This is a genomic window from Stenotrophobium rhamnosiphilum, assembly GCF_003052265.1.
Lineage (GTDB): Bacteria > Pseudomonadota > Gammaproteobacteria > Nevskiales > Nevskiaceae > Stenotrophobium > Stenotrophobium rhamnosiphilum.
Genome location: NZ_QANS01000003.1, coordinates 282,088 through 294,591, shown reverse-complemented (window position 1 = coordinate 294,591; position 12,504 = coordinate 282,088). Strand labels below are relative to the sequence as shown.

At 56.8% G+C, this 12,504-nt stretch carries 13 protein-coding genes; 5 read left to right on the top strand and 8 right to left on the bottom strand.

The annotated features are described in order from the left end of the window. Positions 1–19 precede the first annotated feature (19 nt). The 3 genes from CJD38_RS08935 to aceE form a co-directional block, all read right to left on the bottom strand. Positions 20–322, bottom strand: coding sequence for a SurA N-terminal domain-containing protein (locus tag CJD38_RS08935; protein ID WP_107939993.1), 303 nt, complete (start codon positions 320–322; stop codon positions 20–22). 139 nt (positions 323–461) lie between these two features. Then, positions 462–2,096, bottom strand: coding sequence for a dihydrolipoyllysine-residue acetyltransferase (aceF, locus tag CJD38_RS08930; protein WP_107939992.1), 1,635 nt, complete (start codon positions 2,094–2,096; stop codon positions 462–464). A 3-nt stretch (positions 2,097–2,099) separates the two neighbouring features. Then, the gene (gene aceE / locus CJD38_RS08925; RefSeq protein WP_107939991.1) at positions 2,100–4,793 is read right to left on the bottom strand and encodes a pyruvate dehydrogenase (acetyl-transferring), homodimeric type; all 2,694 of its coding nucleotides are present in this window, start codon (positions 4,791–4,793) and stop codon (positions 2,100–2,102) included. Positions 4,794–4,912: 119 nt separating this feature from the next. Between aceE and CJD38_RS08920 the strand changes: the two genes are divergently transcribed. After that, the gene (locus CJD38_RS08920) at positions 4,913–5,818 is read left to right on the top strand and encodes a LysR family transcriptional regulator (RefSeq protein WP_107939990.1); all 906 of its coding nucleotides are present in this window, start codon (positions 4,913–4,915) and stop codon (positions 5,816–5,818) included. On the opposite strand, the gene CJD38_RS08915 is transcribed toward CJD38_RS08920, so the two are convergent. The 3 genes from CJD38_RS08915 to CJD38_RS08905 are packed head-to-tail and all read right to left on the bottom strand — an operon-like array spanning position 5,815 to position 9,001. Next, positions 5,815–6,339, bottom strand: coding sequence for an NUDIX domain-containing protein (locus tag CJD38_RS08915; protein ID WP_107939989.1), 525 nt, complete (start codon positions 6,337–6,339; stop codon positions 5,815–5,817). The two genes, CJD38_RS08920 and CJD38_RS08915, sit on opposite strands and share 4 nt — an antisense overlap. Continuing rightward, complete coding sequence (locus CJD38_RS08910; protein WP_107939988.1) at positions 6,336–6,773, bottom strand: YiiD C-terminal domain-containing protein; 438 nt, start codon at positions 6,771–6,773, stop codon at positions 6,336–6,338. The genes CJD38_RS08915 and CJD38_RS08910 overlap by 4 nt, the downstream gene beginning before the upstream one ends. 44 nt (positions 6,774–6,817) lie before the next feature. Continuing rightward, the gene (locus CJD38_RS08905; RefSeq protein ID WP_107939987.1) at positions 6,818–9,001 is read right to left on the bottom strand and encodes a primosomal protein N'; all 2,184 of its coding nucleotides are present in this window, start codon (positions 8,999–9,001) and stop codon (positions 6,818–6,820) included. 280 nt (positions 9,002–9,281) lie between these two features. On the opposite strand from CJD38_RS08905, the gene CJD38_RS08900 reads away from it, so the two are divergent. From CJD38_RS08900 to CJD38_RS08890, 4 genes are read left to right on the top strand one after another with little or no spacing between them, the layout of a single operon-like run. After that, complete coding sequence (locus tag CJD38_RS08900) at positions 9,282–9,821, top strand: RNA polymerase sigma factor (RefSeq protein ID WP_107939986.1); 540 nt, start codon at positions 9,282–9,284, stop codon at positions 9,819–9,821. After that, positions 9,818–10,183, top strand: a complete 366-nt coding sequence (locus tag CJD38_RS08895; protein WP_107939985.1) for a hypothetical protein — start codon at positions 9,818–9,820, stop codon at positions 10,181–10,183. Before CJD38_RS08900 ends, CJD38_RS08895 begins: the two co-directional genes overlap by 4 nt. After that, on the top strand, positions 10,176–10,400 hold the full coding sequence (locus CJD38_RS18425) for a hypothetical protein (protein ID WP_161554198.1): 225 nt from the start codon (positions 10,176–10,178) through the stop codon (positions 10,398–10,400). Before CJD38_RS08895 ends, CJD38_RS18425 begins: the two co-directional genes overlap by 8 nt. After that, a complete protein-coding gene (locus tag CJD38_RS08890; protein WP_161554197.1) occupies positions 10,390–10,899 on the top strand; it encodes a DUF3106 domain-containing protein in 510 nt (169 codons plus the stop codon). Before CJD38_RS18425 ends, CJD38_RS08890 begins: the two co-directional genes overlap by 11 nt. A 15-nt stretch (positions 10,900–10,914) precedes the next feature. Here CJD38_RS08890 and CJD38_RS08885 read toward each other — a convergent pair whose 3' ends face one another. Together CJD38_RS08885 and purE are read right to left on the bottom strand one after the other, a co-directional pair. Beyond that, positions 10,915–12,006, bottom strand: a complete 1,092-nt coding sequence (locus tag CJD38_RS08885; protein WP_107939983.1) for a 5-(carboxyamino)imidazole ribonucleotide synthase — start codon at positions 12,004–12,006, stop codon at positions 10,915–10,917. Further along, complete coding sequence (gene purE, locus CJD38_RS08880) at positions 12,003–12,470, bottom strand: 5-(carboxyamino)imidazole ribonucleotide mutase (RefSeq protein ID WP_107940342.1); 468 nt, start codon at positions 12,468–12,470, stop codon at positions 12,003–12,005. Before purE ends, CJD38_RS08885 begins: the two co-directional genes overlap by 4 nt. Positions 12,471–12,504 lie beyond the last annotated feature (34 nt).

Below are 12,504 nucleotides of genomic sequence, written 5' to 3'. Positions count from 1 at the left end.
TGCTTTGCTACGACAATCTTTAATGTTGTAGTGCGAGGCCTCTCTCAAACGGATTCTGCGAGCCAACAGCATGGGGGCGGCAACTATTGAAACGCTGCTCGCCATGCCGGGTCAGGACAAATTCCAAGCCGCCGTGATGGCTCTGCGTTTCAAGGCAGTGGCACTCGATCATTTCACGAATGGCATCGCGCATATTTGCACTGTGCAAACCTGATGCGTTCCAAACCGTCGAGATTTCGGCCAGCGACAATTTCTCGCCTGCTGACTTGCCATCAAAGATTTGTGCCAGAGCCTGCTCTAAAGCGTTTTCTGAAATCATCATGTTCTGTCTCCAATGTGCCGATCAGTTCCTTCTGAACTGGACACATTCAAGCAGACCTTTTATGCGTTGCGCGTAGAGAAAACCGTTCGTCTGGCGACTACGAGATGTCTGGCAGAAAGCGACAGATGAGCGGCGAGTTTTATAGTGCCAAACGCCGTACGTCGGACAGCAATTTGACCAGCAACACGATGAAACGCGCAGCCAATGCCCCATCAATGACGCGATGGTCGTAAGACAGCGACAGCGGCAACATCAAACGTGGCTGAAATGCTTTGCCGTCCCACACCGGTTTGATCTGCGCACGGGACGCTCCGAGGATCGCGACTTCTGGTGCATTCACGATTGGGGTGAAGTGACTGCCGCCAATGCCGCCGAGTGAAGAGATCGAGAAGCAGCCGCCCTTCATATCGTCTGGCTTGAGCTTGCCATCACGCGCTTTCTTGGCGAGCTCGCCACATTCCTTCGCCAGCTGCGCCACGCCTTTCTTGTCGACGTCACGAACCACCGGCACCACCAGACCGTTCTCGGTATCTGCGGCAAAGCCGATATGGAAGTACTTTTTCAGAATTAGGCTTTCGCCATCCGGCGCTAGTGAACTGTTGAACTCTGGATAAGCCTCCAGCGCCTTCGACAGCGCCTTCATGATGAAGGGCAACATCGTCAGTTTGACGCCGCCGTCATCTGACGCCGCTTTTCGGAAGGCTTCGACTTCCGTGATATCCGCTTCATCTGTCTGCGTAACATGCGGAATGTTGAGCCAGGAGCGATGCAGATGCGCTGCTGACAATTTGCGGATGCGCGCCAATGGTTTGGTTTCGATTTCACCAAACTTGGAAAAATCGACCGCTGGAATGGGCGGAATGCCGCTGCCTCCAGCCACTGCCGCAGTTGATGCTGCGACGGGCGCTGCCAAGGTGCGTTTTACATAGGCCTGCACATCATCAATCACGATGCGCCCGCGTGCGCCGCTGCCTGCAATCTTGGTCAGATCAACGCCGAGCTGACGCGCGAACTTGCGTGTTGCGGGGCCTGCGTAAGCCACTTCGTTTGAAGCTACTGCGACGGGTGCGGGCAAAGGCGCGGCATCAACGACGGGCGCTGTTGCTGCTGGAGCACTGACAGTTGGCTGTGGCGCAGGTGCTGCGACGGGTGCCGCTTCAACTACAACTTGCTCGCCTACAGTTTCCAACTCGCAAATCAAATCGCCTTGCGAAACTTTGTCGTTGGCCTTGAGTTTGAAACCACGTACAACGCCTGCTGCTGGCGATGGCACTTCCAGCGTCGACTTGTCACTTTCAAGCACGATCAGCGTTGCATCTTTCTCGACGGTGTCGCCGTCTTTCACCAGCACTTCAATCACCGGCACGCCGCTATACCCACCGATATCAGGCACGGCCACTTTGATCACCGATGCGGCCGCAGGTGCTGCAGATTTTTGCGGGGCTGCTGGTGCCGCTGCAGGCGCAGCGGGTTTAGCTGCCTCTGCTTTTGCAGGCGCGGGTGCAGGCGCTGCAGCTGCGGCAGGCTTGCCCGCTTCTGCCGACTCCAACTGACAAATCAAATCACCTTGCGAAACTTTATCGTTGGCTTTGAGCTTGAAGCCGCGCACAACGCCCGCTACAGGCGCCGGAACTTCAAGCGTCGACTTGTCGCTTTCGAGCACCATGATCGTCGCGTCTTTCTCGACGACGTCGCCGTCTTTCACCAACACTTCGATCACCGGCACATCTTTGTAGTCGCCGATATCGGGAACCTTCACGTCAATTGTGCTCATGGCTTACACCGTCCAGGGCGCAGGTTTTTCGGCGCGCACGCCCAGAATCTTCATGGCTTGCGCGACGCGTTCTTGCGAGATCGTACCTTCATCAGCCAAAGCTTTGAGCGCTTTGACGACGATCCAGCGGCGATCAACTTCAAAGAAGTTACGCAAGGCTGGACGATTGTCTGAACGACCGTAACCGTCCGTGCCAAGCACGTGATACTTCATCGGCACGTAAGGACGAATCTGTTCGGCGTAAGCGCGCACCCAATCGGTGGCGACAACGGCCGGGCCCATCATGCCGCCCAAGCATTCCTGCACATAACTCTGTCGTGGTTTTTCTTGTGCGTGGAGCAAATTCCAACGCTCGGTCGCTGCGCCATCACGTGCCAACTCGGTGAAGCTCGGTACGCTCCAAACATCGGAGGTCACGCCAAATTCTGCCGACAGCAAATCCGCAGCTGCGATGACTTCACGCAGGATGCTGCCAGAACCCATCAGCTGCACGTGTTGCTTGGAAGCTTTCTCGGCTGAACGCAGCAAGTACATACCGCGCACAATGCCCTTCTCGACGCCCGCAGGCATTGCCGGGTGCTGATGATTTTCGTTGTAGATGGTCAGGTAGTAGTAAACATCTTCCTGCTCCTGATACATGCGACGCATACCGTCTTGAATGATCACGGCGAGTTCATACGCATACGCGGGATCGTAAGAGCGGCAATTCGGCACGGTCGCGGAATACACATGGCTGTGTCCGTCTTCGTGCTGCAAACCTTCGCCATTCAGCGTGGTGCGACCTGCGGTTGCGCCGAGCAAGAAGCCGCGCGCACGCAAATCGCCTGCAGCCCAAGCAAGATCACCGATACGCTGGAAACCAAACATGGAGTAGTAGGTGTAAAACGGAATCAGGCTGACGTTGTGATTGCTGTAGCTGGTGGCGGCTGCAATCCAGCTCGACATCGCACCCGCTTCGGTAATGCCTTCTTCGAGAATCTGACCTTTGATGTCTTCTTTGTAGAAGGCCAGCTGATCAGAATCTTCTGGACGATATTTCTGCCCGACGATGGAGTAGATGCCAAGGCTGCGGAACATCGCTTCCATACCAAAGGTGCGTGCTTCATCCGGCACGATAGGCACCACGCGTGAGCCGACATTCTTGTCGCGAATCAGCGTCTGCAATATCTGCACGAACGCCATCGTCGTGCTGATTTCACGATCGCCTGTGCCTGCGGTGATGCGCTCAAACGCGGTGAGCGGTGGGATTTCCAGCACTTCGCCTTTGGAGCGACGCGAAGGCAAATACCCACCAAGCGCTTCGCGACGTTCGCGAAGATATTTAATCTCAGGTGAATCTTCTGCCGGTTTGTAGAACGGCGTGTCGGCAATCTGATCGTCTGAGATCGGCAACTGGAAGCGATCACGGAAAGCCTTGAGTGCGTCTTCGCCCATCTTCTTTTGTTGATGGGTGATGTTTTGACCTTCGCCCGCTTCGCCCATGCCATAACCTTTGACGGTCTTGGCGAGAATTACGGTCGGTGAGCCGGTGTGTTTGCTGGCTGCGGAGTACGCGGCGTAAACCTTGTGCGGATCGTGACCGCCGCGATTGAGCTTGCCGATATCGTCATCGCTCATCGTTTCAACAAGACGCAACAACTCCGGATACTTGGCGAAGAAATTTTCGCGTGTGTATTTGCCACCCTTGGCTTTGCAGTTCTGGAATTCGCCATCGACAGTTTCTGCGAATGCTTTCAGCAGCAAACCGGTTTTGTCTGCAGCGATCAGCGGGTCCCACAAAGAACCCCAGATCACTTTCAGCACATTCCAATTTGCACCGCGGAAAGTGCCTTCAAGTTCTTGAATGATTTTGCCATTGCCGCGCACTGGGCCATCGAGGCGCTGCAAGTTGCAGTTGACGACGAACACCAAGTTATCGAGCTTCTCGCGAGCAGCGATGTCGATGGCGCCGAGTGATTCCGGCTCGTCCATTTCACCGTCACCGCAGAAGCACCAGACCTTGCGACCTTCGGTGTTCACAATGCCGCGGTTGTGCAGATACTTCATCAGGCGCGCTTGATAGATCGCCATGATCGGGCCAAGACCCATGCTCACCGTTGGCAGTTCCCAGAAATCTGGCATCAACCAAGGATGCGGATACGAGGGCAAACCTTTGCCCGCCGTTTCCATACGGAAATTGCGCAGCTGTTCTTCGCTGATGCGGCCTTCAAGGAAAGCGCGCGAATAAATGCCGGGCGCGCAGTGACCTTGGATATAAACCAAATCCTGACCTTGCGGATGATTCGCGCCTTTCCAGAAATGGTTGAAGCCAACGTCATACAAAGTTGCAGCTGATGCAAAGCTGGCGATGTGGCCACCGATGCCTGCGTGCTCGCGGTTGGAGTTCACCACCAGCGCCATCGCGTTCCAGCGAATAATTGAACGGATCTTCCATTCCATCGCGTGATCACCGGGCGAGCGATCTTCCAGATGGGGCGGAATGGTGTTGATGTACGCCGTGTTCGGCGAAAACGGCAGAAACACGCCGCTGCGGCGCATTTTTTCGGTCAACGCTTCCAACAGGAAGTGTGCGCGCTCAGGGCCTTCTTTCTGAAGAACCGCTTTAAGTGCGTCCAGCCATTCCTGCGTTTCGATGGGATCGACGTCCCCTACGCTTGTGCCTACAGGTGAGCCCAGGGGGGCGATTGCAGCGGTCATGACTTTCTCCGTCCAACTTTATTCAATATGGCGTCAATGTAGACCTCGGGCACTTAATACGTCCAATATATGAATAGTGAGATACTCATACTTATAAAGTATGGATAGGGAGCATCGGCATGGAGTTGCGCCACCTCAGATATTTCGTTGCCGTTGCTGAAGCGCAGCACTTCACGCGTGCGGCCAAAACGCTGGGAATGGAGCAGCCGCCGCTGTCGCAGCAGGTTCAAGCACTGGAGCGCGAAATTGGCACGCCCTTATTCAAGCGTCTGCCACGTGGGGTTTCGCTGACCGATGCAGGGCGCGCTTTTCTTGAAGATGCACAGCGCATCCTGCGTGATGCCGATCAAGCCATCGAGCGCGCACGTCGCGTTGCTCGCGGCGAACAAGGCCGCATTCGCGTTGGCATGATCAACTCAGCGCCGTTCCATGCGCTGATTCCGCAAGTGATTCGTGAGTTTCGTAAGCGCTATCCGAATGTCGCGCTGACATTGGATGAAGGTACGACGCCGAGTCTGGCCAATTTAGTCAGTAACGAAACCATAGATCTCGCATTTGTACGCCCGCTGCTCGAAACCGATCGTTCACTTTTCATGGAATCCTTGATCGACGAAGAAATGCTGGTGGCGCTGCCCTCCGGCCACCCTTTGTGCGCTCGCACACAAGTGCCATTGTTGGCGCTATCGATTGAACCGTTCGTTTTATTTCCGCGCGCCGTTGGCGCGGGCCTGCATGAAGAAATCATCGCTGCATGTCGCAGCGCCGGTTTCTCACCACGTGTGGTGCAGGAAACCTCGCAGGTGACTTCGATCGTCAACCTCGTCGCCGCGGGCCTTGGTGTTTCGATTGTTCCCGCGTCGATGCAACAGGCGAATATCGAAGGCGTGACTTATCGACCGATTCGCAAACCTGCGCCAAAAGCACGCCTGAGTTTGCTCTATCGGCGCGACGATGCCGATTCACCGCATCTGCAAAACTTATTGGAGTTAACGCGACAACTCGTGCGCGCCAATAAGCGCGCTTAGCTGAACTGCATTGCTTCTGGCTGATGGCCTTTGCTGATCAGCCAATCGCGTAGCGCCAGTCCTGTTGCAGCGGGCCAGTACTTCGCTTCTGCTGGTGGCACGCGCTGATACTCGGCGAGCTCTTCGTTGAGTTTGATCTCGCCAGTCGCCACAACGTGATAAGCGATGATCAATTGATTCTGTCGCGGAAACGGATAGTGGCCGACGAACGTCACGGCTTGCGCATCCAGATTCAGCTCTTCCTTCACTTCACGCGCCACGCCAATTTCTGGCGAAGGATCATCTTTTTCCAGATAGCCGGTGATCAAAGCAAAGAATCTTCCTGGCCACAAAACATTGCGGGCAAGAATGATGTCGCCCTCGTGCTCAACAATCGCAGCGACGACCGGAACAGGATTGTCCCAATGTACGAAACCGCAAGCAGGAATATTCGTGCAAGCCTGACGATCCATGCCGCCGTGATGCTGTGTGCTCATCGGCGAGCCGCAGCGTGGGCAAAATTTGAAGAATGGTCCGCTCATAGTTTCGCCGCGTAAGTGCCAGTGTGGGTAACCGCCAGCGTATCGCCAGCGCGAATTTCGGTGATGACGTTGATGCGGGCTCGGCCTTTACTCACGAGCGCGTCCGTGAATCGCGTCCATTCATCCGTAGGAATACGTGCGATCGCGCGTAATTCCTGTGTGGCTGGCGCGTGAAAAATACATTCATTCTTCTGCGCAACAAGATGCGCTTTCAATTTGGCATCGTGCAGCGCGCGATCTAGAACGACCCAGCCGCTGATCAAGCCTAAAGTCGAAAGACTGCCAGCGAATGCGGTGCCGTGCACATTCTTGTTTGGCGCCAACGGCGCGCTGATTTCGACGAAGCCCGCTTCGCTACGCAACACGCGCGCTTGCATCGCTGCGGTCAGCGGAATTTCTTTATGCAGGTATTCAGTGAATGCTTCGGGTGTCATGGCGCAGAACCTTATCGCAGCAGCAGCGCGTTAGTACAGAGCACTTAGTACAGATCGCCTGGATCAACATCCAGAGACCAACGAACTTGTCGCGCAGACGGCAAGCTGTCGAACTGCCCAACCCACGCGGATAATTTTCGCTGCAACACGGCGCGGCTTGCTGATTGCAGCAACAACTGCGCACGCGTATTGCCTGCGCGCTTTTCCATCGTTGCGGGGATGGCATCTGAGACTTGCACGCTTTCCCGATCCGCCAACATCAAGTTGCGCGCCTCATTGAGGAATCGCAGCGGTGCGTCGGCCTGCGTCGCTTCTGCACGCAATAAAGCCAGATGCGAGAACGGCGGCAAGCCCGCCATGCGGCGCTCTTCCAGCAGTGCATCACTCAACGCTATGTAGCCACCTTCCACTAAGGTACGCAGCAGCGGATGCTCCGGCTCATGCGTCTGCAGAATCACTTCGCCTTGCTGCGCGCCACGACCTGCGCGCCCCGCAACCTGCGTGACCATCTGACCCATGCGTTCGATCGCGCGGAAATCTGTGCCGTACAAAGCTTGATCGGCGCTGACGATGCCAACCAGCGTCAGCCCTGCAAAATCGTGGCCCTTAGCGAGAATTTGCGTGCCCACCAGAATGTGAATCTCGCCGCTGCGAATATCCGCGAGCAAACGTTCCAGCTCACCCGCGCGACGCAGACGATCAGAATCAAAACGCTCGACGCGCTTGTCTGGAAATCGTGCACGCAGCGCTTCTTCGACACGCTCCGTGCCTTGGCCCACCGGTGTCAGTGTTTTTGAATTGCAGGTCGGACATGTCGTCGGCGCTTTTTGCTGTGCACCGCAATGATGACAAACCAAACGTCCACGCCCGCGATGCAGCGTCATGTGCGCATCGCAACGCGCACATGGCGCACTCCAGCCGCAGTCGTGACACAGCAACACCGGCGCGAAGCCGCGACGGTTGATGAATAGCAGCGCCTGACCGCCGGCGGTGAGATGTCGATCGATCGCTTCCAGCAATGGATGTGAAAGCCCGTGATCCAGCGCACGTGTACGCACATCGAGCGCATGGATTTTTGGCGGCGCGGTTTGCCGCACGCGACTTTCTAATTTCAGATGGCGATAACGGCCGCTGCGCGCGTTGTGCAGCGTTTCCAGTGATGGCGTTGCGCTGCCGAGCAGCACGGGAATCTCTAATTTCTGCGCGCGCAAAATCGCGAGATCGCGCGCGGAATAGCGGAAGCTGTCTTGTTGCTTGTACGAGGCGTCGTGCTCTTCATCAATCACAATCAAGCCGAGCTTGGCGAACGGCACGAACACTGCCGAGCGCGTGCCAATCACGATGCGTGCTTCACCGGCGCGCGCGCGCAGCCAGGTATCTGCACGCTCGTTTTCACTCATGCCGGAATGAAAACTCGCGACGCCCGCACCGAAGCGTTCGTTGAAACGCGCCAGCAACTGCGGCGTTAAACCAATTTCTGGCACCAGCACCAAAACTTGTTCACCGCGCGTCACGGCATCAGCGGCGAGGCACAGATAAACCTCGGTCTTGCCGCTGCCGGTGACGCCTTCTAACAAGCTCGCCGAAAATCCTTTGGCCGCGGAACGCAGGGCTTCGACAACCGTCACCTGTTCGGGGGTTGGCGCTAAAGCCGGGCCGATGACGCCATCTGGAATCACCAGCGGCACTTCGAGCAGCCAGCCCATCTCCATCGCCTTACGCAAACTCGCCGCCGCTTTGGGCAGCAGTTCCAATAATTGGCCTCGCGTACAGGGCGTTGTCGCCAGCTGTTGCAGTACGGCGCGTTGGGCATGTGAGCGGGCGGGCAAGGTTTCCAGCGCGGCGCGGCCGGACTCACTTATATGGAGTGCGTTTTCGCGGCGGATCTCGGTGTCATCGCCACGCCGCAGCGGTCCGGGCAGCGCGGCGGACAAAACCTCGCCCAGCGGATATTGGTAATAGTCAGCGGCCCAGCGACACAAAGCCCATAAATCTGCAGGAAAAACAGAAGCTTGGTCGAGCACTACTTCTATAAATTTGTACTCGCGCCCCTCCGTTTCGATCTCGCGCGGCGGCTCAGCCACCACCGCAACCAAGCGGCGGCGCCCAAACGGCACCCGCACACGCATTCCTGGGACTAACAAGCCCTCGGCCGCAGCCGGAACCCGGTAATCAAACAGGCGGTAAATCGGCGCAGGAATCGCGATGGCGGCAACAAGGACAGTCACGATCAGGCCTGTGGATAACCGTGGGGATAGTTCAAACAGGCTCGCGGGGCTTCAGACAGCACAAGTTGCACGAAAAATATCGCAGGCGTCACGAATAATAAAAATTCAATTGAAAACATCAAGTTAAAAATGACTCTTAAAGTAAGGCGTCAGCCAACGCTTGACCATCAACTTCATCCATGAATAGCCCTCACTGTGCATAAGATTTTTCATCTACTGCACAGGGTGTAGTAAACCAAAGCTACAGAGCTGCGTTGATTATGCAGGCTAAACTCTTGCGGTGAATCCATCTCACCCCGAACTCGAAGCCTTTTTAACCGGCGCAGAGCGCCGCGCCCTGCGTATGGCTCAAATCGTTACGCAGGACCGGGATGAAGCCTTGGATATTGTGCAGGATGCGATGGTGCAGCTGGCGCGTAAATACGCACAGCACCCGCCGCAAGAGTGGCCACCGTTGTTCTACCGAATTGTCGAAAACAAGATTCGGGACTGGCGGCGGCGGCAAATGGTGCGGAATCGGATCTTTTTCTGGCGCGCACCCAATGTGGCTGTAGAAGACGAAGAAGTCAGCGAAAACCAGCCGGATCAACAAGCCACTGGCGCCGACCTGCTTCAACGTGATCAGGCGATGCATCAGCTTGAAGCGGCATTACGCAAGTTGCCCAATCGGCAACGCGAAGTTTTTGACCTGCGCATTTGGCAGGGGCTGAGCGTGGAAGAAACCGCGCTGGCCATGGGTTGTTCGGAGGGCAGTGTGAAAACTCACCTGTTCCGTGCGCTCGCAACCTTGCGAGCGGATTTGAAAGGAGTTTGGCCATGAATCACGAAAACGATCAGGATGATCTCGCCTTCGCACGCAAAGCTGCGCAAGCGCTACGTCATTCAGAAACTATCGACAGCGAAACCGCTGCAAAACTAGCGCTCGCGCGTAAACGTGCATTAGCTGCTGCCAACACACCGTCAGCGCAATTACGCTCGATGTGGCCTGTTGCTGCGGTGACCGCAGCGGCAATTGTCGCGGTGTTGGTGTTACAGCCTGAGCGCAACTCGGCGCTGAATCCCGCGGTCGCTGATGCAAGCGGCGTTGATACCCTGGATTTGCTCACGGATGACATGAGCCCGGCGTTCTATCGCGATCTCGAGTTCTATCAATGGCTGGCGCAGGAACGTCCGAATGCTTGAAGCGCTGCTATTCGCTGCTGCTGTGAGCACCGCTGCCGCGAATCAGCAGGCCAAGCCGCCCGCTGCGCCATCTCCTGAATTACTCGAATTTATTGCCGATTGGACGGAGCCCGAAGCCCGCCAAATACTGGATACCCAACATGCAAAAGCCCCTCTACCTTCACTCGGACAAACGACCGCCCCCACAAAAAACCGGGAGCTTCGCTATGCACGCTAAAGTTCTGGTCGCAATCGCTTTGCTCGCTGGCTGCTCCGTCGCCAATGCCGCCGTGGAATGGAATAGCCTGAGTTCAGCACAACAAACGGTGTTGCTGCCGATGCAAAAGAATTGGGCATCGCTGCCTTCCGCGCGTCAGGACAAACTGGCGCTCGGCGCCGCACGTTGGACCGCGATGACGCCGCAACAACGCACTGAAGCGCAGCAACGTCTGCAGTTTTGGAAAACGCTGACACCGCAGCAACAAGCCGCGACACTCGCCAAGCGTAATGACTACCGAAAGATGAGCCCCGCGCAACGTTTGCAGTTGCAGAAAACGCAACAGAGTTACGAGCTGCTGCCAAGTAGTGAGCAGGGCGCTTTGCGCAAACAATTTGAGCAGCTACAGCAGCAAGTGCCGCAGTCTGCGCTGTCGCCAGCGTCCGGGCTGCCCTCAATCGGTGGCGCAGGTTTGCCGCCCGTGACGGCGACACCGATCAACGTCTTGCCGGTGCACTAGGCAAGACGTTGCGGCTTAGCTTTCGCTTTTTGCCACCAGCATATTGAGCAGCGTCAGCTGCTCTTGCAGACGCGCATCACTGGTCGCCAGCAAAGTTGCATGACCGACTTTGCGTAGGGGCTTCGGCGTTTTTCCGTAGTGATGGATGTGCAAATCAGGGATCGCGGCGAGTTCCGTGTTGCTTGGCGCATCGCCGATAAAGTTCACCATCACGCAAGGCGCGCGCAGCGCGGTTGAACCCAGGGGCAAACCTGCAATCGCACGCAGATGGTTTTCAAACTGCGAGCAAATCGCGCCTTCAATTGTCCAGTGACCGGAGTTGTGAACGCGCGGTGCGATTTCGTTGGCGAGCAAGCGGCCACCCGCAACAAAGAATTCAAACGCCATCACGCCGACGTAATCGAGATGCTCGGCGATACGGCGCGCGTAATCTTCGGCTTCGCGCTGCATCGGATCATCTGCACGTGGCGTTGCGGTGCGCAGAATGCCGTCGCGGTGGACGTTTTCAACGACGTTGTAAAACGCCATCGCGCCATCTTTGCCGCGCACAGAGATGCAGGAAATTTCGCGCTCAAACGGCACGAACGCTTCGAGAATCAACGGCTGGCCGCCAATGCGATTCCAAGCAGCATCGAGATCTTCTGGCTTGCGCAGCACGGCCTGGCCTTTGCCGTCGTAACCCATGCGGCGGGTCTTGAGCACGGCAGGAAGACCTGTCGCCTTCACTGCGAAATCCAGCGCTTCGCGCGTCGCCACCGGCATATAGCGCGGAACCGGCACGCCCAGCTTGTCGAACATCTGCTTTTCAGAGAGACGATCCTGACCTGCAGTCAGCGCCTTGGCAGCCGGCAGCAAAGGAATGCGTGAAGCAACGAACTCGGCGGTGTGCGCCGGCACGTTCTCAAACTCATAGGTGGCGACATCAACTGAAACGCAAAACTCGGCCAGTGCGCGCTCATCGCTGTATTCAGCGTGGATGTGCTCGCCCAGCGGCGCAGCGCAGGCTTCGGTCGCCGGATCGAGGAACACAAAGTCGAAATCGAGGGGATACCCCGCCAGAGCCAGCATTCTTCCCAGCTGGCCCGCACCCAAAATACCGATTTTCATGGCAGCTTCAGCGGCTCGTCGTTAAGGACTTTGGCGGTTTGGTCGGCGCGGAACTTGGCCAGACGTTTGGCCAGAGCCTTGTCAGTTGTTGCAAGAATTGCGGCAGCGAGGAGGCCCGCATTGGTCGCACCTGCGCGGCCAATTGCGAGCGTTGCCACCGGAATACCGGCTGGCATCTGCACAATTGAGAGGAGTGAATCGAGGCCATTAAGGGCCTTGGACTGCACCGGCACACCGAGTACCGGCAGCGCCGTTTTGGCCGCGCACATGCCCGGCAAATGAGCCGCGCCACCTGCGCCAGCAATGATCACTTTGAGGCCGCGACCCGCCGCGCTCGAAGCGTAATCGAACAATAAGTCTGGAGTGCGATGCGCAGAGACGACTTGCGCCTCGTAGGGCACTTTCAGGTCTTCAAGGATTTGCACGGCGTGAGCCATCGTTTCCCAATCCGACCGGGAACCCATGATGACGCCCACTAAAATCTGCTTTTTTTCGGCC